A 23,766-nucleotide genomic window follows, 5' to 3' on the forward strand; every position below is an offset into this window, starting at 1 on the left:
TCGCATAGAATCCGAAAAATAAACTCATGAGTTTACTTGTGTGCTGACGTGGTGTCGGCCCAACCTTTGTTTCTTAGGAGAACAATGTGAATACATTGCACGCTAAAGCCAATTTTGTGAGATCAAAGTCGTTTATGTTGGCGATTGGATTATCGATTTCAGGTATGACGCTAACTGGCTGTGGTGTCGAGGCGAAAGCACCTGTTGTAAAGCAAACCGTTAGACCCGTATTGACCGAAACAGTGGCGGCGAGTCGTAATGATCATTTGATGTTCAATGGTGTCATTCGAGCAGCTGAGCGTGCCGACCTTTCTTTTCGAATGAGTGGTCGATTGACCAGTATTTTGGTGAAAGAGGGGGATCGTGTGGAGCAGGGGCAACTGCTGGCGACGTTGGATTCTCATGATGCTGAAATTGCATTGGCATCTGCGCGACTGGAACTCAACAATATTCAGGTGGAATATGAGCGAGCCAAGGCGATTTATGAAAAGAGCAAAGCGATCTCAAAAAGCAGTTTAGATGAGTTGAGAACTCGTTATAACTTAGCCAAAAACCGCCGTGATGAGGCTCAGCGCCAGTTGGATTACACCCGTATCGAAGCGCCTTTCAGTGGGATCATAGGTCGAAAGCTGGTTGATAATCACGTGCAAATCCAAGCAAACACGCCAGTGTTTACATTGCATGATTTGAGTGACTTAGAGGTGGTTATTCACATTCCAGATAGCGTGATGCTTTCTGGTTTACACAGTACGAAAGCAAAAGCGGAAGTGAGCGCAATTGCGGATCATTTGTTTGATCTAACATTACGTTCTTATGCGACGCAGGCGGATCCTGTATCGCAAACCTATGCGGTGGTATTAGGCTTTGAGAACATAAATGGTTATCGCGTATTGCCTGGCATGACAGTGAAGGTAGTACCAGCCGAGCAAGACAGCCAGATTGAACGATCAATCGTCACTCTACCGATTACAGCGGTTGTTCCAAATAACCAAGGCCAGCAGTTTGTATGGGTTGTGGGTGAGGGAGATCGAGTCACTAGACGTTATGTTGATGTTGGCGCTTTGAGCCGTGACCGCGTTGTGATCAACGATAATCTTGCGATTGGAGACAAGGTGGTCATCGCGGGTATGTCGAGTTTGCAAGAAGGTATGGAAATTCGTCCAATGAGCAACAGTACGAGCGAGACTCTGTGATGAACATTGCACGTTATACCATCGCTAAACGTACCAGTGTGTGGGTATTGATTGCTCTGATTTTGCTTGGTGGGTATATCAGTTACCTTAAATTGGGGCGTTTTGAAGACCCAGAGTTTGTGATTCGTCAAGCGGTGATCAATACCCCTTATTCTGGCGCGACTGCGCAAGAGGTTTCTGATGAAGTCACCGATCTCATCGAGGGAGCGGTTCAGTCATTACAAGAGCTTAAAGAGGTTAAATCGGTCTCTAAACAAGGGATGTCAGAAGTCACGGTAGAGATCAAACTTAAATTTGCAAAAAGCTCAGCGGAGCTGCAACAAGTTTGGGACAAACTTAGACGAAAAGTGGCCGATGTTCAGCGTCAGCTAACACCGGGCGCAGGAGCGTCAATCGTTAATGATGACTTCTCAGATGTTTACGCGTTGTTCTTTGCTGTTACGGGTAAAGATTATAGTGATAAGCAGCTACAAGATTATGTTGATGGTTTAAGGCGTCAACTTGTACTTGTTCCGGGAGTGGCGAAAACGGCAACGTTGGCTGAACAACAGGAGACCATTTTCGTTGAAATATCCAGTGAGCGTTTAGCAAAGTTTGGCGTCTCTGCGCAGCAAGTATTTCAAGTTCTTCAAAAGCAAAATATGGTGACGGTTGCGGGCGCAATCGAAACGAAGGACATGCGTATCCCAGTTATTCCGAACTCGAATATTCGTTCTTTTGACGATTTGCGTAACCTACAAATAGGGTTAGGCAGCGGGAATACAGTGATGCGACTGGGTGATATCGCTACAGTTACGCGAGGTTATCAAGAGCCTGCAAGTATGTTGATGCGTTACAACGGTGAGCGCGCAGTTGGTTTTGGTATCTCGAATGTTACTGGTGGTAACGTCGTTGATATGGGTGACGCAGTTAAAGTGCGTTTAGCAGAGCTTGAAGATCAACGACCATTAGGTATGGATCTGCATGTCATCTCAATGCAGTCTGATTCTGTTCGTGCTTCCGTTGCTAATTTTATCGATAACTTGATTGCTGCAGTCGCGATTGTATTTGTTGTCCTGTTGCTTTTCATGGGGGTTCGCTCCGGCATCATAATTGGCTTTGTACTGCTGCTGACTGTCGCCGCGACACTGTGCATCATGTTCATTGAAGATATCGCAATGCAACGTATCTCACTGGGCGCTCTGATTATTGCGTTAGGGATGTTAGTTGATAATGCGATTGTTGTGACTGATGGCATTTTGGTTCGACTGCAACAAACCCCGGAAGATGACAAAGAAACGATTGTTTCGGACGTTGTCAGTGCTACGCAATGGCCTCTACTTGGTGGCACGGTAGTGGGGATTTGTGCATTCAGTGCGATTGGATTATCGCCTTCCGATATGGGGGAATATGCGGGATCGTTGTTTTGGGTGATTCTCTACTCGATGCTGCTAAGTTGGGTTTTTGCCGTGACGATCACCCCGATGCTTTGCTTTGATTTTCTAAAGATTAAGGCGAATAAAGGTGAAGCGAAACCGAGTAAAATGATGACGATATATAAAGCGTTACTTGCTTGGGTTCTGAAGCATCGTGCGATGAGTATGATGATGCTTGTTAGCTTGATGGGCGTTGCAGTATACGGCCTTAAATATGTGCCTCCGGGATTTATGCCAGACTCTCAGAGACCGCAATTTGTGGTGGACGTTTATTTGCCGCAAGGTTCAGACATTAGCCGAACCGAGCGAATGATCGCAGCCATTGAGCAAGATGTGAAAGTCAAACAAGGTGTAACCAATATTGCGAGTTTTATTGGCGGTGGTGGTCTACGTTTTATGCTGACTTATTCGCCAGAAGCGCGTAACACTAGCTATGGTCAGTTGCTGATTGATATCGACGACTATAAGAAAATCGCCCCGTTATTGGTTGAATTGCAGGATGAGCTTGCGCAGAAATACCCCGATGCATCGATTAAAGTGTGGAAGTTCATGCTGGGTCGTGGTGGCGGTAAAAAGATTGAAGCGGGCTTTAAAGGGCCAGACAGTCACGTATTGCGCCAATTAGCTGAACAAGCGAAAGCAATCATGCAAGCAGATAGCAATTTGATTGCGGTTCAAGATGATTGGCGTCAGCAAGTACCTGTACTTCGTCCTGTTTATTCAGCAGAAAAAGCGCAGCGTTTTGGCCTTACCACTCAAGAGATAAACCAAGCCATTGCACAAACGTTAACAGGCCGTAATGTCGGCGTTTATCGTGAAGGTGATGACCTGATTCCTATTGTGGTTCGTGCACCAATAGATGAGCGTAGCCATCAAAGAGCGGTTGAAAACACCGAAGTTTATAGCGCAACAGTTGGCGGTTATATCCCAGTGAGCCAGTTGGTTGATTCTGTCGATATGGCTTGGCAAGATGCGATTTTACGACGAGTAAATCGCGTGCCTACAATCATGGTACAAGCGGATCCAGCACCAGGCGTTATGACTTCTGATGCGTTTAATGCCGTCCGAAGTAAGATAGAAGCGATTGACTTGCCTGCCGGTTACGAACTGATTTGGTATGGCGAATACAAAGCGTCAAAAGATGCCAATGAGGGATTGGCTATCTCTGCGCCCTATGGCTTTGCAGCGATGATCTTGTCGGTAATCTTTATGTTTAACGCTCTGCGTCAACCTTTAGTGATCTGGCTAACAGCACCTCTTGCAGTTATCGGCGTAACTGTTGGTTTAATTGTATTCCAAACGCCGTTTGAGTTTATGGCGATTCTTGGTTTCTTGAGTCTGATAGGCATGATGGTAAAAAACGCGATTGTGCTGGTGGATCAAGCAGATGTAGAGATTGCCCAAGGTAAGCGACCATATTTTGCGATCATTGATGCGGCAACCAGTCGCGCGCGGCCAGTGTTATTAGGGGCTTTAACCACGATCTTGGGTGTAGCACCATTGCTTATTGATCCATTCTTTAAGAGCATGGCAGTGACCATAATGTTTGGTCTGCTGTTCGCTACGATCTTAACATTGGTCGTTATTCCACTGTTCTATGCTCTGTTCTTTAGAGTTAAAGTTGAACAGTAATATAAGATTTACAATGTAAATAATGAACCTGAGAGTTGGCATAAATTAGGTGTGTTGATAAATATACGAGTCAGTGTCTATGGCGCTGGCTCGATATTGGATTTACCTAAGCGTTAGTAAGCGGATTACGGCTATCTTGGCAAGATACAAGTTAATACCCACATGTCCCGAGGACCTTTTGTGTTATCAGCATAACGATTAGGAACCCCCAAACCAGTGATGCAATCAGCGCACAAATTTTAAATACCTTCGGCGAGGTAGGGTGATCTGCGCTAACCCCCGGCCACTTTCCTGTTTTTACAACAACCGAAAATCTGATAAATCCATACCCTATAAGAACTAAAAAAAACCAAAATGTGCCTTCGCTCGGCGTGAGTTCACAAAACAAACTACTATCCTAAAGATTTTTATTTATAAATCTTATCAGTTGGTTATCTATATATCGACCACTAACTCGAGGCTTTGTTGCTTAAATCGTTGGAACTGAATCAAGAAGTTACGATCTTGAGAGAGTATCTGTTTTACTGTTATAGAAGAGATAAATGAGCTCTTCATTGATACTGTACTGATCTTGATTTTGGTGGATATTGAACAGAAATAAGAAATTGGATGTTCTTTCTGGAGAGTTGCTTACAAAAATGTGTAGCGATAGATAGGGTGAATCGCCAAATAAGTATAGACAGTGCGGTTTACGCTTAACTTTTAAGCCGTTACATTATTGGGACTTAGATTCGAAGGATAGAACGATGAGTACCCACCTAAAAGAGCTCTGTCATACCCACTTTCCTGGGAATAAAGAAGATTCACCAGCTGAGCATTTTTCAAAAATGGCTCGATGGTGTGAGGACAATAAAGTCAGTCACGATGTCTATGGAGACGGCGAAACGATACAAGCTTTCGAACAAAAGGTCGCAGATCTGCTGGGTTACGAGGCAGGCCTTTTTGTCGTAACTGGCACAATGACACAGCCAACGGTGCTGGAGTTAGTGACGAAACAAAAGCGTAACCCTATTGTGGCGATGCACCCATCTAGTCATATTTATGTTCACGAAAGACAAGGTTATCAATTGCAAAATCGCTTTACTGTTATGCCAATTGGGAATCCTTACCAAACATGGCAGCTCAGCGATTTAAAAGCGTGGCCTGATGAAATTGCTGCGGTTTTGTATGAACTACCGATGCGTGAAATTGGCGGTCAGCTACCTTCATGGCAAGAGCTTGAAGAAATCAAAGCGTATTGCGCAGAAAAGGACATTCATTTACATATGGATGGCGCTAGGTTGTGGGAAGCTGCGGCCTACTATCAGAAAGAATATCGTGAAATTGCATCAGGGTTTGATACCACGTATGTGTCACTCTACAAAGGCATCAACGGGCTAGGTGGCTCTATGCTACTTGGGTCAAAAGAATTTGTTCAACTTGCTTCCATGTGGATGAAGCGTCAGGGTGGAAACTTATATCATAGAACGCCTTATGTTGTTTCTGCTGCCATGCAGTTTGATGACAGGTTAGCTAAACTGCCTGCACTTTTTGAACGAACGCAGCAGATCTATAAGATCATAGAAGAGTTCCCTGCTTTATCGGTGAGTCCGACCCAGCCCCATTCCAACATGTTGCACCTTATACTTCCTTTTAGTTGTGAGAAAGTGAAAGAGCTTCAGAAAACTTTTGCTAAGGAAGAGGGCATTTGGTTTGGTCATCCTCAAGTAACCGCTCATCCGAATCAATCTATTCTGGAGTGGTATGTGGGAGACCAATTACTCGATATAGAAGATGAACAATTGAGGTCGTTTTTCAATCAGTTGTTAGACAATGCGGTGTAATCTCATCAATATGAGAGCTTACTAACACGCCCTTTGTGACACTTCATGTATTCTTAGCTCAAGCGAAGAAGAGGATTCTATCTATGTCAAAAAGCTCCAAGCTTCATAATGAAGATAAACTGGTTAAAAAGGCACTTGAGATTGCCGGGAAGATGGCAAAGATGCAAGGCTTTGAACTTCCTCAGTCACCACAACCCGTACGAGTGAAAGCGATTTATCTATTCTTGGTTGACGCCAAACAGATCACACCGTTACCTGACAACAAGCTTGATGGTGCGAATATCAAACACAGATTAGCACTGTGGATTCATAGTGCGCTGCCAGACAATGATCCTCTTAAATAAACACTTTAATGATGTGAAAAGGTGAACCATTTGGTTCGCCTTTTTTGATCATGGCGTAGAGCAATACGGTTATTGCAGTGAGTCTAAGTGAGATGAGGAATTATTGATTTACAAATCAGGATCAAAATGACTAAAGCTAAGCCTCAAGAAACGATACAATGCGGGCGTTGCAAAATCACAACATGAAACACTCATTCACAGAGATAAAGTAACCGTTCATGTCCAAAGATTTCGATTTCACTACAGAATACACGCTCGACAAGCCCTTTTTTGCCGAGTGTTATGATCAAACTAGTCAGCCTGCCAAGTTTCCTCACGCATATCTGAAAGGGATACTCTTTCTCATTTTTGGTGTGGTGTTATTAGAGTTTGAGCTGCTCCCTAACGGCTACGTCGGTTGGTTCTTTATCGTATTGAGTGTGATTGAAGCGTTCAGTGTTTACTGCAAGAGAACTTGGTGGCTATGGCGACAAACGATCAGCTCAAGCCGTGGTAGCAAAGTGACGTTTCAAGTGAATGCGAACGGCGTGGGTTACAAAAGCGGTAAAATCGACCGTAGCATTGCTTGGAAAGAAATCGACCAACTCGAACAAACTGGTTTAGGATTTATTCTGCATATGGGTAAGCAACGCCAATACATCAGCAAATCTTGCTTAAATGAAGAAGTGATCGCGTTCATGGTAGAGCAGCACGAAGCTTCAAAAGCAAGTTAATGTTGTTACTAGCATCTCTGATAGGCGAGTTACATTAAGGCTATAGGAAGTTTGTTCTATGCGTAAAACAGATAAGAAAATCGAAAATCTAATTCGAGATGTATTAACCGAAGTTTGTGAAGATACGTTAAAAGGCTATGAGGGTTTTCTTTGGGTGACTCATACGGTCAAGTTCTCATCTTTTCCACAAAGCTTAGAAATAGTCTGCGTATTTGAAACGAACCAAGATAGAGCAAACTTTTTGGTGGGAGAAGGCCAACAGCATGTCTCAGCAACGATCCGAAATGCGTTTAATAAAGTTGGGGTCCAACTAAAGAACGTAGGTAAGCAAATCAGTTACGATACGCGGCAAAATCGTGAGCGCGGTTATCAAAGAAAGTGATTTGAGCTTGTGGTGAGAATCTAACGCTTTAGATTGCGAGTCTAGATATAAAGCTTGAACAAGATACTGACATCTAACTATTTGTTAATTGTTGAGAGAAACTATCAGCCGGGGCGGCTTTACCATACAAAAACCCTTGAGCATAGTTGCATTCTTCGGTTCGAATGAAGTCTTCTTGGTACCGTTCTTCTACACCTTCTGCTATCACCATCATATTGAGTTTGTGTGCCATTGCGATGATGGCTCTTGTCAGCTCACGGTTGTGCTGATTGTGTTCCAACTGATTGATAAAGCTGCGATCAATTTTTAGTGTATCGAAAGCATATTTCTGCAAATAACTGAGTGAAGAGTAACCTGTACCAAAGTCATCAAGAGAAATGCTGACGCCGAACTGACGTAACTGAGCGAGTACATTTTGTGCATACTCTTCATCTTGTAACAGAACGCCTTCCGTTAATTCCAATTCAATGCATTTTGCTGGCAATTGGTAAAGATCAATGATGTCTTGCAAATGTTGAACAAAGTGTCGCTCTCGGAACTGGATTGGTGAGATGTTAATCGCCATTTTGAACGAATGCGGTGATGAGCGATGCCACTCTGCGGCTTGTTTCAGTGCTCGATGCAAAACGAAGTAGCCGATTTCAATAATTTGGCCGTTACTTTCCGCTAAAGGAATAAATCGGTCTGGAGAAACTTGCCCCAGCGTTGGATTATTCCATCTTAGTAGCGCTTCTGCACCGATGATTTTTCCTCCTTGTTTCAAACAAATGATCGGTTGAAAATGTACTTCAAGTTCGTTATTTATCAGCGCTTCAGAAAGGTGTGATTCGAGTCGTAAGCGCTCTTCTGCGGCTTTTTGCGCTGCAAAATTAAAGTAAGAGACCTGCAATCCTTCATTTTTTCCTTCACTCATCGCAGAACATGCTCTCTGAATAAGGCTGAATGAGTCTGTTGCATCCATTGGGGCCAACGCGACCCCTAAATGACATTGCAAATTGACAGTCATATCGTTGACGTTAAAAGGTTGAGTGCATGCTTTGGTAATGCGTTCGATGACTTGTTCTTGTATCTCGGCTTTACGTGGATGCTGGGCTGCTAAGACGAAATCCGAACCCACAATTCTTGCCAGTTTCCACTTCTGAGGTAGTTTGTAGCAGATCCGTTGGCTCAGCGATGACAAAATCTGATCACCGAACATATAACCATAGCTTGCGTTGACGAACTTAAAGTTTTTCAAACTGAAATAGATCAGAGTGATTTGCTCATCATCTTCTAGAGTGACCATCTGTTTCGCGAGGTCGTCCGCCAATGTAATTCGGTTGGGGAGCTTAGTGAGCGGATCGTAATGGAGGTGGAAATCCAAGTGGCTTTCCGCAGCTGTTCGCTGTTCTACTTCTGTGAGCAATCGGCTGCTGAGATCGGCGAGTGTCTTGGTTCTTTCTGCGACCTTATTTTCTAGTTCTTGGTTGAGTTGGGCAAGTTCTTCTTTACGGTATAAGGTTTCCAGTTGACCTTCAATGGCAGTTTGAAAACGACCAAGCAGTGACATCGCGTCTTCATCAAAGTAGCGCTCTTGGCTATCAAGCATACAAATGGTGCCGAAGGGAGTCTCATCAGGCCAAAACACAGGCAAGCCGCAGTAACAAATCATGCCCAATTTGATGTCTGGATTGTGATCCCATTCAGGGTCATTGAGCGCATTGGGGACGTTCAACATACGCCTCTCGCTAATCACGGTTTCACAGTAAAGACCATGCCCAAGCGAGTCCTTCGCGTTTTGCGCGTAGGGGTTATTGTCGCTTCGACTGCTGGAGAACACCTCAATGTCGCTTTCGTGAATACGCATGATAAGAGCCGCGGGACATTGCGTCATTTTGGCGACTAAATCTACGATTTCTTGCCAACTCTTGAATACCGAATCAGGAACGATTAATTGAGAGGTATCTATGTTTGCCATGACGCTTGTCCCATGTGTAGTCGTGTTGACGTCCATTCATTAGTGAGGTGATAGGTTCACTTAATTGAGTATAGGTGACATGAATCAATAACCCCATGAATACCTAAAGACTATCACGCTAAGTTTTTATATCAGGTAAGGAGCATACAAGTACGCAAAGAACAACCCCTATGCTAGTTCTGCATCTCTACACAGCGAAGCTAAGCACTATCTGCTCCTTATTGGCGCGTTACTTTGCCATACGTAAGCTAATCTGTTACATCCTAATTCAGTAAAAGCGCTGACTCACTTTTGTCGAATAACTAGTCACATCGAACTAACGACTAAACCCACTCAAAAACAAAAAGGCGAACCAATCGGTTCGCCTTTGTTTATTAAGATCTACAAAAATTAATCTTCGTAGTTATCGATGCTTGGACACGAGCAGATTAGATTACGGTCGCCGTATACGTTATCTACGCGGTTTACTGTTGGCCAGTATTTCCACTGCTTAGTCGCAGGTGAAGGGAAGCAACCCATTTCGCGAGGGTATGGACGATCCCACTCTTCGCTTGCTAGATCCACTTGTGTGTGTGGTGCATTTACTAGTGGGTTGTTATCTAACGGCCAAGCGCCTTCTTTCACTGCTGTCATTTCTTCACGAATTGAAATCATGGCTTCACAGAAACGATCAAGCTCTTCTAAATCTTCTGACTCAGTAGGCTCAACCATCAGTGTGCCAGCGACCGGGAAAGACATGGTTGGCGCGTGGAAACCGTAGTCCATAAGGCGCTTCGCGATATCTTCTTCGCTGATGCCTGTCTCTTCCTTAAGCGGACGAATATCGATAATACATTCGTGCGCGACGCGGCCATTAGTACCACGGTAAAGAACAGGGTAGTGAGGGCGTAGACGCTCCATCACGTAGTTCGCATTTAGGATTGCTACTTTCGTTGCGTCTGTTAGGCCAGCTTCGCCCATCATCGCGATGTAAGCCCAAGAGATCGGTAGGATAGAAGCGCTGCCTAGGTCTGCTGCTGAGATAGCATAACCTTCGCCTTCAACACCGTTTTCGATGTGGCCTGGTAGGAATGGCGCTAGGTGCGATTTAACACCGATAGGACCCATGCCCGGACCACCACCACCGTGTGGAATACAGAAGGTTTTGTGTAGGTTCAGGTGCGATACGTCAGAGCCGATAAAGCCAGGTGATGTTAGACCAACCTGCGCGTTCATGTTGGCGCCGTCTAGGTATACTTGACCACCTGCTGCGTGTACCATCTCACACACTTCTTTCACTTGCTCTTCGTATACGCCGTGCGTAGAAGGGTAAGTGATCATGATGCTTGATAGGTTCTCAGCATGCTTCTCGATCTTAGCCGCTAGATCGGCCATATCGATGTTACCTTCGTCATCACACTTCACCACAACCACTTTCATTGAAACCATTGAAGCGGTAGCAGGGTTAGTTCCGTGTGCAGAACTTGGGATCAAACATACGTTACGGTGACCTTCGCCACGGCTGTCGTGGTAGCGTTGAATGGCGATAAGACCTGCGTACTCACCGGATGCACCAGAGTTTGGTTGTAGTGAGAATGCGTCGTAGCCTGTGATTTCACATAGCTTCTCTTTCAGATCTTTTGCTAGAGCAGAGTAACCTGCTGCTTGCTCCATTGGTGCGAATGGGTGAATTGAACCAAACTCAGGCCAAGTTACTGGGATCATTTCAGCAGCTGCGTTTAGCTTCATCGTACAGCTGCCTAGCGGGATCATACCGTGAGTCAGTGAGAAGTCTTTGTTCTCAAGCTGCTTTAGGTAACGCATCATCTGAGTTTCGCTATGGTGCGTATTGAATACTGGATGAGTCAGGTACTCAGAAGTACGGCGTAGTGCTTCTGGAATCGCAGCAAACTCGTTGCCTGCAATCTCAGTAGAAAGGGCATTTACCGTTTCTTCAACACCGAATACAGCAAATAGCGCTTTAATGTCTGCTGTCGTTGTTGTTTCGTCTAAGCTCACACCTAGCTGACTTGGTAGCTTACGCAGGTTGATGTCAGACGCTAGTGCTTTTGCGTATAGCGCTTCAGTCTGCTCACCAGAGTTAATAGTGATGGTATCGAAGAAACTGTTGTGTGCTAATTCGAAACCAGATTTAGTTAGACCTGCTGCAAGAATTGCTGTCATGTGGTGAGTACGGCGAGCAATCGTGCGTAGGCCTTCTGCGCCGTGGTAAACCGCGTAGAAAGAGGCCATGTTCGCTAGCAGTGCTTGAGCCGTACAGATGTTAGATGTCGCTTTCTCGCGGCGGATGTGCTGTTCACGAGTTTGCATTGCCATACGCAGTGCTTGGTTACCGTTAGTATCGATAGATACACCGATAACGCGGCCTGGCATAGTACGCTTGTGCTTGTCACGCGTTGCCATAAATGCTGCGTGTGGGCCACCGTAACCCATTGGTACACCGAAGCGTTGGGCAGAGCCAATCACAACGTCTGCGCCCATTTCACCTGCTGGTTTCAGTAGGGCAGAAGCGAGTAGATCCGTTGCAACGGTAACAAGCGTTTTGTTTGCTTGTGCTTTTGCGATGATGTCCGTTAGGTCACGAACCTCGCCTGTTGTTCCTGGGTACTGAACCAGTGCGCCGAATACGTCTTGCTCAGGTAGAGATTCTAATGAACCAACCATCACGTCAAAGCCGATGTATTTCGCACGAGTCTTAACCACTTCTAGTGTTTGTGGGTGAACATCGTCAGCAACAAAAAAGACTTTGCTTTTGCTCTTGCCTGCACGTTTACAAAGCGTCATTGCTTCACCAGCCGCCGTCGCTTCATCAAGTAGAGAAGCGTTAGCAATATCCATCGCAGTGAGGTCCATAACCATCTGTTGGAAGTTCAGTAGTGCTTCAAGTCGGCCTTGAGAGATCTCTGGCTGGTATGGCGTGTAAGCTGTGTACCAACCTGGGTTTTCAAGAACGTTGCGTAGAATGACATTTGGCGTAAATGTGTTGTAGTAACCCTGACCGATGAAAGTACGTTTGATCTGGTTTTGGTCAGCAAACTCGCGCATCGCGACTAGCATGTCCGCTTCACTTTTCGCTTCTGCTAGCGTCATTGGTTTTTCAAGACGGATTTGCGCTGGAACCGTTTCTTCGATTAGTGCGTCAAGGCTTACGGCATTGATCGCATCCAACATTTTCTGTTGATCAGATTTGTTCGGCCCGTTGTGGCGTCCAACGAACTCGTTTTGTGTGCTGAGGCTTTGAAGTAATTCAGTCATTGTCCTTTACCTACTCCATCGTCCGGGTATTACTGATAATGTTAATTATACGTCCGAACTTTGAAAAAAAGCTGCCTCTGAAACAGGGGCAGCCTTCCTAATCGTCCTAATTACTCGTCTTCAATTGAGTTTAGGTATTCTTCTGCGTCTTTTAGATTATCTAGCTCAGATGCATCAGACATCTTCACTTTTACAATCCAGCCGCCTTCATACGGTTCTTCGTTAATAAGCTCTGGGCTATCTTCTAGTTCTTCGTTGATTTCTACGATTTCACCAGTGATAGGTGCATAGATGTCAGACGCTGCTTTTACAGATTCAACCAAAGAGAAGCTTTCGCCAGCTTCGATTTCATCTTCAGTTTCTGGTAGGTCTACGAATACAACGTCACCTAGCATCTCTTGAGCGTGCTCAGAAATACCGATAGTTACTGTGCCGTCACCGTTATCGCGTACCCACTCGTGGCTATCTGCAAATTTCAGTGTTTTGTCCATTGCTTAATCTCCAAAAAATAACTTTGATTAAATTGTTTATTGGTAAAGAGGGAAGCGGTTACACAACGTTTTCACTTCTTTGCGAACGCGTTGTTCTACTTCTGCGTTGCCTTCTGGGTTTTCTACCAACCCATCCAGTACATCGCCAATCCAGTTACCGATGAGTTTGAATTCTTCAGCGCCAAAGCCGCGGCTTGTGCCCGCAGGCGTCCCCAAACGGATGCCCGATGTAATCATAGGCTTCTCCGTATCAAATGGGATGCCATTTTTGTTACATGTGATCCCAGCACGTTCTAGTGCTTCTTCTGCTTTGTTTCCCTTTAAGCCTTTAGGGCGAAGGTCTACCAGCATTAGGTGGGTATCAGTACCGCCAGTCACAATATCGCATCCGCGAGTTTGCAATACTTCAGCTAGAACTTTTGCGTTATTGATCACTGAATCGATATAAGTCGTAAATTCAGGACCTAGAGCCTCACCAAATGCCACGGCTTTAGCCGCAATAACGTGCATTAATGGGCCGCCTTGTAGGCCAGGGAATACCGCGGAGTTAATCTTTTTGTTGATGTCTTCGTGATTAGTAAGAATCATGCCGCCACGTGGGCCACGTAGTGTTTTATGAGTAGTCGTTGTTACAACGTGAGCATGAGGAATTGGGCTAGGGTGAGCCCCAGTTGCGATTAGACCAGCAATGTGTGCCATATCAACCATCAAGATTGCATCAACTTCGTCAGCGATTTCGCGGAATTTCGCAAAATCGATGGTACGCGGAATTGCACTACCGCCAGCGATGATCATTTTTGGTTTATGCTCTAGAGCCAGTTCACGAACGGCATCGTAATCTATCTCTAGCGTGTCGCGATCAACACCGTATTGAACGGCATTGAACCATTTACCAGAAAGCGCAGGACGTGCACCATGCGTTAGGTGACCGCCGGCGTCTAGAGACATACCCAGAATTGTGTCGCCCGGTTGAAGAAGTGCAAGTTTTACCGCGCCATTTGCTTGTGCACCAGAGTGCGGTTGAACGTTTGCGTATTCACATTTGAAAAGTTTTTTCGCACGTTCGATGGCGATAGCCTCTACCGTGTCAACGTGTTCACAACCACCGTAGTAACGGCGACCAGGATAACCTTCTGCGTATTTGTTGGTTAGGCAGGTGCCTTGAGCTTGCATAACCGCTTTTGAGACAATATTTTCAGAAGCGATCAATTCGATTTGTTCGTTTTGACGTGTGTTCTCTGCTTGGATACCAGCGAAAACAGCGTCGTCTGTAGCAGCAAGGTTAGTCGAGAAAAAATTCTCTAAGCTGTGATTTTGAAACGTTTTGTTCATGGTAGATGACCTTCCATTTTTCAGCGAGATGTTATGTATAGGGTATTTGTTCTCGCCAGCTTTCTTCTATTACTGCTCTTTTTCTATGAAAGAACAGGGTGATTTTTAAACCCCAAACAAGTATTTCAATCCGTGGGGTAAAACCAAATTAATTGTTAAATCTATCAAGCAACCAATTTGGAAATAGCATCTCTACAACTAACAAGCTGGTAACATAGCGGTTGTCGAAAGAACAATCAACCAAAAATTTCCTATTGGAAACAAGGTTTCTGTTTTTGTTAGCGAGAGCACGGTTTATTTCCTGTTCTAATCTTTTTTCTCTGATCCGCTTCGGGCACAATGAAAATGAAACAGGAAGTCGCAGTAAATAAGCAGAGGGAAGCATGCCCGAAGACATCTATGATGAGTACCCATCGTTGACCTTAGCCAAAGAGTCAGCCGACCAAAACATTGAGCCGCTTAAGCTTGGCGAAAAAATAAAAGACATTCGCGCTAAACTTGGTATCACTTTAGAAGAGGCAAGTCAGCGTACAGGTTTAGCTCGTTCTACGTTAAGCAAAATAGAGAATGAGCAGATTTCTCCGACCTTTCAGGCGATGCAAAAATTGGCGATTGGCTTGCAGATAGATATGCCACAACTATTTGAACCACCTAGAAAAAAGGTGGCGACTGGGCGTAGAGACTTGACTCGAGAAGGCCAGGGAAAACCTCACCCAACGCCGACTTATGAGCATGAGCTTTTGGCTACTCAATTGTCTAATAAAAAGATGATGCCATTTAAAAGCCAAGTTCACGCTCGCAGTTTTGATGAATACAGTGACTGGGTACGTCATGATGGCGAAGAGTTTTTGCTTATTCTTTCAGGCTCAGTAATGTTTTATTCCGAGTTTTATGAACCCGTAGAAATGACCGAAGGCGATAGTGTTTATTACGATGCGAATATGGGTCATATGCTTATCTCAACTAGCGATGAAGACGCACACATTTTGTGGGTGACCGCTAAATAACGTTAAGTGGTCTTAGTTTTCTTATAGTGAAAGCAAACGTTTGCTTTTGCGATTTAGATAAGTACAATAGCGCCACCTTGAGCCAATATCACTCAAGGTGGCGCTTCTCTTTCCTCTCTCTTGATGTGAATTTAATGTTAAATGTCACATTTTGAACTGTTCTCGACTTGTTAATGGTGCAAAAATTCTTCACTCGTGTTTATTATTGGAAACAAGGTTTCCTTGAGTGGAAAACGAACCTGATTAAATGGAGACAACAATGACTCAAGATCTACTTAAAACACCCCTTCACGCGCTTCATGTTGAAGCTGGTGCGAAAATGGTTCCGTTCGCAGGCTACGATATGCCAGTTCAATACAAACTGGGCGTAAAGAAAGAGCATTTACATACTCGCGATGCTGCGGGTCTGTTTGATGTTTCCCACATGGGGCAACTTCGTCTACATGGTGAAGGCGCGGCGGCATTCTTAGAGTCATTGGTTCCTGTCGATATTATTGACTTGCCTCAAGGCAATCAGCGTTATGCATTCTTTACTAATGAAGAAGGCGGCATCATGGATGATTTGATGGTGGCCAACCTAGGTGACCATCTGTTTGTTGTTGTGAATGCTGCATGTAAAGAGCAAGATATCAACCACCTTGAAGCACACTTACCATCAGGCGTAGAGCTAGAGATCATTGACGATCGCGCTCTACTTGCACTGCAAGGCCCTAAAGCGGTAGATGTACTTGCACGTTTTAATTCCCAAGTTGCAGACATGGTGTTCATGGATGTGAAGAAACTGAACATTCTTGGCGTTGAGTGTATCGTGAGCCGTAGTGGTTACACTGGCGAAGATGGCTATGAGATTTCAGTGCCGAACACTCACGCTGAAGAACTTGCACAAAAGTTAACCGCAGAAACCGAAGTAGAATGGATTGGTCTTGGAGCTCGTGACTCACTGCGTCTTGAGTGTGGCTTATGTCTATATGGTCACGATCTTGATACGACTACTACGCCAGTCGAAGCAAGCCTGCTTTGGGGAATTCAAAAGATTCGTCGTACGGGTGGTGAGCGTGAAGGCGGATTCCCGGGTGCGGACATCATCCTCAAGCAAATTGAAACGAAAGATGTGACTCGCAAGCGTGTAGGTTTAGTTGGTCAAACTAAAGCGCCAGTCCGTGAAGGGACTGAGCTGTTTGATGCGGATGATAATAAAATCGGTGTTGTAACCAGTGGTACTGCCGGCCCTAATGCAGGTAAGCCTGTCTCAATGGCTTATGTTCGCGCAGATTTAATGGCGGTAGGTACTGAGCTGTTCGCAGAAGTACGCGGTAAAAAACTACCAATGACCGTTGAGAAAATGCCATTCGTGCCACAGCGTTATTACCGTGGTTAAGCAAATGTAAGCATTATCGATTTAAACAATGAAACCTCTCGACTGAGAGGTTTTTTTGTATGTATGATGTCCGCAAGAATTTTATAAAGGATATTGATATGAAAAGGCTTACATTATTTTTGCCTGTTCTAGCGTCATCTGCTGTGTATGCATTTGAACCGACACCGTATATTATTAATGGTACGCCCGCTAATATTAGCGATTATCCATCGTTTTCAAGCCTTTACTACGACAATGGTAGATTCTACGGCAACTACTGTGGTTCGACTGTCATTAACCAAGATTATATTTTGACGGCAGCTCATTGTATTTATGGTGATTACGACTCAATGCTTAACACTTGGGTTGTACCACAAGTCACTGATGAAGCAGGCTACCTGAATGGTCAGTATGAAAGTGTTAGAGCTGAAGAGTTTTATTATCATGATGGCTATATAGATTCTTCGACTGAAAAATGGCCAAATGATATTGCTATTATCAAAGTTTCTCGTTCTTTGTCAGGCTCTCCTGACTATCGAAACCTACTGAATGCCAGTGTTGAAAAAGGTGATTTACCTAAAATTGATGGTTACGTCGCTATAGGGCACGGACTGGTTAATGGTAACGTGGATTCAGATGGAATCTTACTTCAAACAAGCCTGATATTTACGGATGATGCAAATTGTGATGATACTGAAGACGGGCAGTTGTGTTTTGATGGCGTTCGAGTCGGTAGTCACAAAAACTCAACCTGTAACGGAGACTCTGGAGGTCCCGTCTATAGAGATTTTGGTGCTGGCTATGTCCAAGTCGGTATCACCAGCTTTGGCCCGGAAAACTGTGGTGATGTGAGTGCTCTTGCAACCTCTGCATTTACGGATGTATATCATTACGAAACTTGGATCAACAGTGTGATCAATGGTGACGAAGTACCTAAATATCATGTTGTGACGTCAGGAACTACCCGTCAGTTGGTTGAGAATGCAACGTCACAAGTTAAAGCTTCAAGCAAGCATGTTGATGGTGGAAGTTCTGGCGGCGGCTCACTCGGTTTACTATCCATATTCGCGCTTGGCTTCCTCACTTTGAGAAGACGATTTTTATAAGATCGAGAACGATCCTTCCCCCAGCCACTTCGTAAGCTAAACTTAAGCATGAGCGAAATGGATTGGCGGGGGACACTATGCTTAGACAGATGATCGGTACAGCAGCAATTCTGTATAGTGTTGCTGCTCATTCCTTTGATATCCAGCCATATATTGTTAATGGCTCTAACGCCAATATTTCCGAATTTCCTTCATTTGCTAGTCTTTTTTATCGTAGCAATACGCTTTATAGCACCAACAGTTTTTGTGGTGCAACCATGGTCAATAGTGAGTACGTGCTCACTGCTGCCCACTGTATTTATGGGCAAGATCAAACTATGTTGCACACAGTGGTCGCCCCACAACTCGAAGATGAAAATCAATTCTTATCCAGCATGCAGGGGCGTGTTAGTGAGTTTTATTACCCTGATACTTATTCTGATTCGTCAGCCACTCTTTGGCGTGATGACATCGCTATCCTTAAATTAGAGTCGCCGCTATCCACCGGTGACTATCAGTACTTACTTAATAATCGATACAACAACAGCTTTCCGAATACTGATGATTTTAAGGCGGTAGGCCACGGTTACATCGAAGGGAATGTGCCTGGTGGAACGCAATTGCTTGAAACAGATTTAGAGTATATTTCTTTATCGGCTTGTCAGGCTGAGTTTGGGGGGCAATTGACGAGCAAGCAACTCTGTTTTGGTGGTGCTGAGCAGGGTGGCTATCAAAACTCCACTTGTTCAGGAGATTCAGGTGGGCCAGTTTATTTTTACGATGGTGTTGAATATATCCAGGTAGGGATTACCAGTTTTGGCCCTTCTGTATGTGGTGATGTACGTTATAGCGTTACCTCCGTATTTACGGATATCTATGATTATCAAGCGTGGATAAACCAAGTGTTAAATGGTGAGGTCGAACCTAAGGCTTATGTTGTTGAAGAAGAGGGTAGACGAGTGTTGGTCAACAACGATCATGGAAGTAGCCAAGCAGAGATTGTCGTAGAATCTAACGAGTCGAATAGAGCTGGTTCTTTCTCATTATATTTAATGATTACACTACTTTTACTTGGTCTAGTTCGTGCCATATCACACCGTATTACTATCAAATCTAAGTATAAAGCACCATTCTTACAAATGAGAATTTAGCCCTATCTATTTGAAAAATAACAAATTGAAACAAGTGGTTGTCACGAAACTAAGACGAGGGATGTTGACTAATCCTAGCTAAACGATAGTTTTAAGTTATTCAATGAGCGGAGCTGGAGATTCCCCCAATGACAGATAGTAAAACTTATCAGATCACCCTTTTGTCTGATGTGAGTATGCAATCCAACTTATTCAAAGATTCATTGGAGAGAGGTCTTCAGCTGACAGTTAATATTGTATCAGTTGATGATTTACATTCTTATGACGGCGAAGGTAATTTATTGGGTGATTTCGTTCTATTTGACTTCCAGTATCTCGATGATGAAAGATTCAACGAGTACAGCCAGATAAAAGCTGCGAGTGACAAATCGATCAAAGAAATTGTGATCAATTGTCCTCAGGAAGCGACATCAACGCAACTCTTCAAATGGCGAAACCTAGTGGGTGTTTTCTATATTGAAGATGATCTTTCTCTATTACTTAAAGGTATGGAGAAAATCATGAATGATGAAATGTGGTTATCGCGTAAAGTTGCGCAAGATTACATTGAGTATTTCCGATGTGCGAATACAGTTACGACTTCTCAAGCGTATGCTAATTTGACGAAACGTGAGAAAGAGATCATGCGCCTGCTAGGACACGGTGCATCGAACTTGCAAATTGCTGATGAGCTGTTTGTGAGTGAGAACACGGTCAAAACGCATTTGCATAATATCTTTAAGAAAATCAATGCCAAGAATCGTCTTCAAGCGCTGCTTTGGGCAAACAACAATATTGCTTTAGAAGAGCGCGCATAATTGGTTGTTCATGGAAATAAAAAAGCTGCAGTTAATGCAGCTTTTTTTGTTAACGCTTTTGGCTAAAGAATACAGTGCTTAGCAAAATCAGCAGCTTCGTTTGCTGACCAGTCACCTTTCGGCTTCTCTTTCAAATCTTCACACCACGCTTCGCTACCAACCTCTGTACATGCAGTCAATGTCATTGCCAAAATGAAGAATGCGGCTAGTTTTTTCATCATTACGTCCTTGTTGATGGATACTGTTAACGCTAGATTACGGGTATTTGAGCAAGAAGGTCAACGACTAATCTTTAAATAATACAGTGTTTTGCGTAATTTTTTACTTCGTTCGCACTCCAGTCGCCTTTTGGCTTATCACCGAGTTCTTCACACCATGATTCACTGCCAACGGCATCAAGTAGTACACAGTGTTTCGCATAATCTAGCGCGTCTTGTGCACTCCATTCACTCTTAGGAGCTTCGGTTTTATGGTCACACCAACTTTGTGTACCAACTTCATCTTTACAAGCGGAAAGCACAAGTAAAGTGAAAAGTGCGAGTGTTACTTTTTTCATGGTTGTTTCCTGAATTTCGTTTGGCGCTACTATACCCAAAAATGCAATCCCTGTGTGTTTATATGAAGAGAAAATCAGAAATTTCTTACCATCGAAACGTTTCGATAAGGTGAGCTGAGTCACTGAGTTTTAGCAAACATTGAGATTTATAAAGATCAAATTCACACTCTATTAAGCAGTGGCTCGCAAAATATCAGCGAGCAATTATTATCTCATCGAAACGTTTCGATGAGTTTTTTATCAATATAAATTCGATGTGGTTTGAACATGTATTCAATAGGTCTATGAGATGAAAAAAAGTACCTTAATAAATTCTGAATTGTCTTACGTCGTTGCGACGCTTGGTCATACAGATGAGTTGACAATTTGCGATGCTGGCTTGCCTATTCCTGATCACGTAAAACGCATTGATTTAGCATTAACTCACGGCGTACCAAGCTTTTTAGAAACAGTGCGAGTCATTCTTAGCGAATCGCAAATAGAAGGTGTGATCATCGCAAATGAGTTTGCAGAGGTAAACCCAGCGCACTATCAAGCCTTGATTAAAGAGCTAGAGATGGAAATGGAAGTGACGGGTAAAGCGATCACAGTGACGTCGATAACCCATGAAGCGTTTAAGGCTCGTACTCACCAGAGTCGCGCCGTGGTTCGCACCGGTGAATGCACACCTTATGCGAATGTTATTTTCCAAGCCGGCGTGGTTTTTTAAGCCCTAAGCGATTGAGGACAGATTATGACTCAAGCCATTTTACAACTTAGTGATATCGAGAAAGCATTCCCGGGTGTTAAGGCATTAGATAAAGCAAGCCTTAATGTTTATCCAGGACGCGTGATGGCGCTAATGGGAGAAAACGGAGCCGGTAAGTCAACATTAATGAAAGTGTTGACGGGTATTTACAGTAAAGATGCCGGCTCAATTCATTATCAAGGGCAAACTGCAGCTTTTAAGGGGCCAAGAGACTCTCAAGAGGCGGGTATTAGTATTATTCACCAAGAGCTTAACCTCATCCCAGAGCTCACTATTGCCGAAAACATTTTCTTAGGTCGTGAGTTTACCAGTCCGCTAGGGCGTATTCAGTGGGATAAGACCTATGCTGAAGCGGATAAACTGCTTGCACGTTTGAATGTAAAACACAGTTCAAAAACACTTTTAGGTGAATTGAGTTTAGGTGAACAGCAGATGGTGGAGATTGCAAAGGCGCTGTCGTTTGAATCTAAAGTCATCATCATGGATGAACCCACGGATGCACTTACTGATACCGAAACAGAATCTTTATTTAAGGTAATTAATGAGCTGCGTGAACAAAACTGCGGCATTGTTTATATCTCACATCGCTTGAAAGAGATTTTTGAAATTTGTGATGACATTACTGTGCTTCGTGATGGCAAGTTCATTGGTCAATGTGAAGTCGCTGACACAGATGAAGACGGTCTAATCGAAATGATGGTAGGCCGAAAATTAGACGAGCAATACCCGCGCATTGCCGTGCAACATGGCGATACGTACCTTGAAGTGATTGGGCTGACTGGTTCGGGTGTTCAGGATGTCAGCTTTACTCTTAAACGTGGTGAAATTTTGGGTGTCTCTGGTCTGATGGGAGCAGGGCGTACAGAACTTATGAAGGTGATTTACGGTGCGCTACCTAGTGAGCGTGGTGTGATTAATCTCAACAATAAAACGGTGAATCCGGTTAGCCCACAAGATGGTTTGGCCAATGGCATTGCGTATATCTCGGAAGATAGGAAAGGCGATGGTTTAGTGCTTGGTTTATCGGTGAAAGAGAACATGTCGTTGTGCTCGCTCGATAAGCTGACTAAAGGTGGACGAATTCAACATGGCGAGGAAGTGATAGCCGTCGAGGATTTCATCAAGCTATTCAATATTAAAACGCCAACAAGAGACCAAATTATTGGCAATTTGTCTGGTGGTAATCAACAAAAAGTGGCGATAGCTAAAGGCTTAATGACCAAGCCAAAAGTCTTGATTCTTGATGAGCCAACACGCGGTGTCGATGTGGGCGCCAAGAAAGAGATCTACCAACTGATCAACAAATTTAAAGCGGATGGCATGAGTATCATCTTAGTCTCTTCTGAAATGCCAGAAGTACTCGGTATGAGCGATCGCATTTTAGTCATGCACGAAGGCCGGATCAGCGGCGAATTTGATGCCAAAGACGCAGACCAAGAAAAACTACTCGCATGTGCCGTTGGCAAAAAAATTAATGAGGAAGCAGCATGAGTACCAATACCATGAGCAAACCAACTGAAAATCACGGCAAGAAGCTGTTTAGCAAAGAGTGGTTAATTGAACAAAAATCACTGATTGCCCTGCTGTTTTTGATTGTCGTCGTCTCTTTTCTAAACCCTAACTTTTTTACCGTCGATAACATTCTCAACATCTTGCGTCAAACCTCGGTGAACGCAATCATTGCAGTGGGCATGACGTTGGTTATCTTAACCGCTGGCATCGATTTGAGTGTAGGTTCCGTCTTGGCGTTATGTGGCGCGTTTGCCGCGAGCTTGATTGCGATGGAAGTGCCAGTTTTGATTGCGATCCCAACCGCTTTAGTTGCGGGCGCAGCACTCGGAGCGATCAGCGGCATTATTATCGCCAAAGGTAAAGTTCAAGCGTTTATCGCTACGCTAGTCACAATGACGTTACTCCGTGGTGTCACTATGGTCTACACTGACGGTCGTCCTATCTCTACAGGCTTCACTGATACTGCTGATGCGTTTGCTTGGTTCGGTACTGGCTACGCGCTGGGTATCCCGGTACCGGTATGGCTGATGGTGTTTGTATTTGCTGCTGTTTGGTACTTACTTAACCACACTCGCTTCGGCCGTTATGTTTATGCTCTAGGCGGTAATGAATCGGCTGCTCGCTTATCTGGTATCAACGTAGATCGCGTTAAGATTGGTGTTTACGCAATTTGTGGTCTGCTTGCGGCTCTTGCTGGCATCATTATCACTTCTCGTCTTTCTTCTGCTCAACCAACCGCTGGTATGGGCTATGAACTAGACGCCATTGCCGCAGTGGTGTTGGGCGGTACCAGTCTAATGGGCGGTAAAGGTCGCATCATGGGTACCTTAATTGGTGCGCTGATCATCGGCTTCTTGAACAACGCTCTTAACTTACTGGATGTTTCCTCTTACTACCAAATGATCGCAAAAGCGGTGGTGATTCTACTTGCGGTGCTGGTGGACAACAAAAACAAGTAACCCTTAACCCAATCTATAACAGGTTCGGAGGAAAGTACTCCGAACTCCCCCTACACA

The 23,766-nt window shown here is 44.3% G+C and carries 20 protein-coding genes; 14 read left to right on the forward strand and 6 right to left on the reverse strand.

What is annotated here, in order from left to right; translation table 11 throughout:
• Positions 1 to 134: 134 nt before the first annotated feature.
• From GVO60_RS04020 to GVO60_RS04045, 6 genes are all read left to right on the forward strand, one after another.
• A complete protein-coding gene (locus GVO60_RS04020; RefSeq protein WP_159651438.1) occupies positions 135 to 1,193 on the forward strand; it encodes an efflux RND transporter periplasmic adaptor subunit in 1,059 nt (352 codons plus the stop codon).
• Entirely contained in the window at positions 1,193 to 4,240 is a 3,048-nt protein-coding gene (locus GVO60_RS04025; protein WP_159651439.1) for an efflux RND transporter permease subunit, read from the forward strand. The genes GVO60_RS04020 and GVO60_RS04025 overlap by 1 nt, the downstream gene beginning before the upstream one ends.
• Positions 4,241 to 4,986: 746 nt before the next feature.
• The gene (locus tag GVO60_RS04030; protein ID WP_159651299.1) at positions 4,987 to 6,063 is read left to right on the forward strand and encodes a threonine aldolase family protein; all 1,077 of its coding nucleotides are present in this window, start codon (positions 4,987 to 4,989) and stop codon (positions 6,061 to 6,063) included.
• A gap of 83 nt (positions 6,064 to 6,146) precedes the next feature.
• Positions 6,147 to 6,407, forward strand: a complete 261-nt coding sequence (locus GVO60_RS04035; protein ID WP_159651300.1) for a DUF5062 family protein — start codon at positions 6,147 to 6,149, stop codon at positions 6,405 to 6,407.
• 218 nt (positions 6,408 to 6,625) lie between these two features.
• Positions 6,626 to 7,120: a YcxB family protein gene (locus GVO60_RS04040; protein ID WP_159651301.1), complete on the forward strand. Its 495-nt coding sequence runs from the start codon at positions 6,626 to 6,628 to the stop codon at positions 7,118 to 7,120.
• A 58-nt stretch (positions 7,121 to 7,178) separates the two neighbouring features.
• On the forward strand, positions 7,179 to 7,502 hold the full coding sequence (locus GVO60_RS04045) for a Fis family transcriptional regulator (protein WP_159651302.1): 324 nt from the start codon (positions 7,179 to 7,181) through the stop codon (positions 7,500 to 7,502).
• Positions 7,503 to 7,575: 73 nt separating this feature from the next.
• Here GVO60_RS04045 and GVO60_RS04050 read toward each other — a convergent pair whose 3' ends face one another.
• The 4 genes from GVO60_RS04050 to GVO60_RS04065 form a co-directional block, all read right to left on the reverse strand.
• Complete coding sequence (locus GVO60_RS04050) at positions 7,576 to 9,459, reverse strand: bifunctional diguanylate cyclase/phosphodiesterase (protein WP_174855860.1); 1,884 nt, start codon at positions 9,457 to 9,459, stop codon at positions 7,576 to 7,578.
• A gap of 390 nt (positions 9,460 to 9,849) precedes the next feature.
• Positions 9,850 to 12,714: an aminomethyl-transferring glycine dehydrogenase gene (gene gcvP, locus GVO60_RS04055; RefSeq protein WP_159651304.1), complete on the reverse strand. Its 2,865-nt coding sequence runs from the start codon at positions 12,712 to 12,714 to the stop codon at positions 9,850 to 9,852.
• A gap of 110 nt (positions 12,715 to 12,824) precedes the next feature.
• Positions 12,825 to 13,205: a glycine cleavage system protein GcvH gene (gcvH, locus tag GVO60_RS04060; protein ID WP_126572434.1), complete on the reverse strand. Its 381-nt coding sequence runs from the start codon at positions 13,203 to 13,205 to the stop codon at positions 12,825 to 12,827.
• Between the two features lie 36 nt (positions 13,206 to 13,241).
• The gene (locus GVO60_RS04065; RefSeq protein WP_159651305.1) at positions 13,242 to 14,537 is read right to left on the reverse strand and encodes a serine hydroxymethyltransferase; all 1,296 of its coding nucleotides are present in this window, start codon (positions 14,535 to 14,537) and stop codon (positions 13,242 to 13,244) included.
• 383 nt (positions 14,538 to 14,920) lie between these two features.
• On the opposite strand from GVO60_RS04065, the gene GVO60_RS04070 reads away from it, so the two are divergent.
• The 5 genes from GVO60_RS04070 (at position 14,921) to GVO60_RS04090 (ending at position 19,934) form a co-directional block, all read left to right on the forward strand.
• On the forward strand, positions 14,921 to 15,544 hold the full coding sequence (locus GVO60_RS04070; RefSeq protein WP_159651306.1) for a helix-turn-helix domain-containing protein: 624 nt from the start codon (positions 14,921 to 14,923) through the stop codon (positions 15,542 to 15,544).
• Positions 15,545 to 15,803: 259 nt separating this feature from the next.
• A complete protein-coding gene (gcvT, locus tag GVO60_RS04075) occupies positions 15,804 to 16,922 on the forward strand; it encodes a glycine cleavage system aminomethyltransferase GcvT (RefSeq protein WP_159651307.1) in 1,119 nt (372 codons plus the stop codon).
• A gap of 98 nt (positions 16,923 to 17,020) precedes the next feature.
• Positions 17,021 to 18,007, forward strand: a complete 987-nt coding sequence (locus GVO60_RS04080) for a S1 family peptidase (protein WP_159651308.1) — start codon at positions 17,021 to 17,023, stop codon at positions 18,005 to 18,007.
• Between the two features lie 77 nt (positions 18,008 to 18,084).
• Positions 18,085 to 19,137, forward strand: a complete 1,053-nt coding sequence (locus GVO60_RS04085) for a S1 family peptidase (protein WP_159651309.1) — start codon at positions 18,085 to 18,087, stop codon at positions 19,135 to 19,137.
• A 128-nt stretch (positions 19,138 to 19,265) separates the two neighbouring features.
• Positions 19,266 to 19,934 carry a LuxR C-terminal-related transcriptional regulator gene (locus GVO60_RS04090; protein ID WP_159651310.1) on the forward strand — a complete coding sequence of 223 codons (669 nt, stop codon included), beginning with the start codon at positions 19,266 to 19,268 and terminating at the stop codon, positions 19,932 to 19,934.
• Positions 19,935 to 19,996: 62 nt separating this feature from the next.
• Here GVO60_RS04090 and GVO60_RS04095 read toward each other — a convergent pair whose 3' ends face one another.
• Both GVO60_RS04095 and GVO60_RS04100 read right to left on the reverse strand, forming a co-directional pair.
• Entirely contained in the window at positions 19,997 to 20,152 is a 156-nt protein-coding gene (locus tag GVO60_RS04095) for a DUF3012 domain-containing protein (RefSeq protein WP_159651440.1), read from the reverse strand.
• Positions 20,153 to 20,226: 74 nt separating this feature from the next.
• Positions 20,227 to 20,490, reverse strand: coding sequence for a DUF3012 domain-containing protein (locus GVO60_RS04100; RefSeq protein ID WP_159651311.1), 264 nt, complete (start codon positions 20,488 to 20,490; stop codon positions 20,227 to 20,229).
• A gap of 289 nt (positions 20,491 to 20,779) precedes the next feature.
• Here GVO60_RS04100 and rbsD point away from each other — a divergent pair, with 289 nt between their 5' ends.
• Genes rbsD through rbsC form a run of 3 tightly spaced genes read left to right on the forward strand, consistent with a single transcriptional unit; the run spans position 20,780 to position 23,709 of the window.
• Complete coding sequence (gene rbsD, locus GVO60_RS04105) at positions 20,780 to 21,199, forward strand: D-ribose pyranase (RefSeq protein WP_159651312.1); 420 nt, start codon at positions 20,780 to 20,782, stop codon at positions 21,197 to 21,199.
• 24 nt (positions 21,200 to 21,223) lie between these two features.
• Positions 21,224 to 22,729 carry a ribose ABC transporter ATP-binding protein RbsA gene (gene rbsA / locus GVO60_RS04110; RefSeq protein WP_159651313.1) on the forward strand — a complete coding sequence of 502 codons (1,506 nt, stop codon included), beginning with the start codon at positions 21,224 to 21,226 and terminating at the stop codon, positions 22,727 to 22,729.
• Complete coding sequence (gene rbsC, locus GVO60_RS04115) at positions 22,726 to 23,709, forward strand: ribose ABC transporter permease (protein ID WP_159651314.1); 984 nt, start codon at positions 22,726 to 22,728, stop codon at positions 23,707 to 23,709. The genes rbsA and rbsC overlap by 4 nt, the downstream gene beginning before the upstream one ends.
• Positions 23,710 to 23,766 lie beyond the last annotated feature (57 nt).

It is taken from the genome of Vibrio atypicus (genome assembly GCF_009811315.1).
Classification (GTDB): Bacteria; Pseudomonadota; Gammaproteobacteria; order Enterobacterales; family Vibrionaceae; genus Vibrio; species Vibrio atypicus.

Coding starts and splice junctions, on each gene's coding strand:
- GVO60_RS04035 (WP_159651300.1), top strand. CDS start 6,147: ATGTCAAAAAGCTCCAAGCTTCATAATGAAGATAAACTGGTTAAAAAG.
- GVO60_RS04045 (WP_159651302.1), top strand. CDS start 7,179: ATGCGTAAAACAGATAAGAAAATCGAAAATCTAATTCGAGATGTATTA.
- gcvH (WP_126572434.1), bottom strand. CDS start 13,205: ATGGACAAAACACTGAAATTTGCAGATAGCCACGAGTGGGTACGCGAT.
- rbsC (WP_159651314.1), top strand. CDS start 22,726: ATGAGTACCAATACCATGAGCAAACCAACTGAAAATCACGGCAAGAAG.
- gcvT (WP_159651307.1), top strand. CDS start 15,804: ATGACTCAAGATCTACTTAAAACACCCCTTCACGCGCTTCATGTTGAA.
- GVO60_RS04025 (WP_159651439.1), top strand. CDS start 1,193: ATGAACATTGCACGTTATACCATCGCTAAACGTACCAGTGTGTGGGTA.
- GVO60_RS04040 (WP_159651301.1), top strand. CDS start 6,626: ATGTCCAAAGATTTCGATTTCACTACAGAATACACGCTCGACAAGCCC.
- GVO60_RS04050 (WP_174855860.1), bottom strand. CDS start 9,459: ATGGCAAACATAGATACCTCTCAATTAATCGTTCCTGATTCGGTATTC.
- gcvP (WP_159651304.1), bottom strand. CDS start 12,714: ATGACTGAATTACTTCAAAGCCTCAGCACACAAAACGAGTTCGTTGGA.
- GVO60_RS04020 (WP_159651438.1), top strand. CDS start 135: ATGTTGGCGATTGGATTATCGATTTCAGGTATGACGCTAACTGGCTGT.
- GVO60_RS04090 (WP_159651310.1), top strand. CDS start 19,266: ATGACAGATAGTAAAACTTATCAGATCACCCTTTTGTCTGATGTGAGT.
- rbsD (WP_159651312.1), top strand. CDS start 20,780: ATGAAAAAAAGTACCTTAATAAATTCTGAATTGTCTTACGTCGTTGCG.
- rbsA (WP_159651313.1), top strand. CDS start 21,224: ATGACTCAAGCCATTTTACAACTTAGTGATATCGAGAAAGCATTCCCG.
- GVO60_RS04030 (WP_159651299.1), top strand. CDS start 4,987: ATGAGTACCCACCTAAAAGAGCTCTGTCATACCCACTTTCCTGGGAAT.
- GVO60_RS04085 (WP_159651309.1), top strand. CDS start 18,085: ATGCTTAGACAGATGATCGGTACAGCAGCAATTCTGTATAGTGTTGCT.
- GVO60_RS04065 (WP_159651305.1), bottom strand. CDS start 14,537: ATGAACAAAACGTTTCAAAATCACAGCTTAGAGAATTTTTTCTCGACT.
- GVO60_RS04080 (WP_159651308.1), top strand. CDS start 17,021: ATGAAAAGGCTTACATTATTTTTGCCTGTTCTAGCGTCATCTGCTGTG.
- GVO60_RS04095 (WP_159651440.1), bottom strand. CDS start 20,152: ATGAAAAAACTAGCCGCATTCTTCATTTTGGCAATGACATTGACTGCA.
- GVO60_RS04070 (WP_159651306.1), top strand. CDS start 14,921: ATGCCCGAAGACATCTATGATGAGTACCCATCGTTGACCTTAGCCAAA.
- GVO60_RS04100 (WP_159651311.1), bottom strand. CDS start 20,490: ATGAAAAAAGTAACACTCGCACTTTTCACTTTACTTGTGCTTTCCGCT.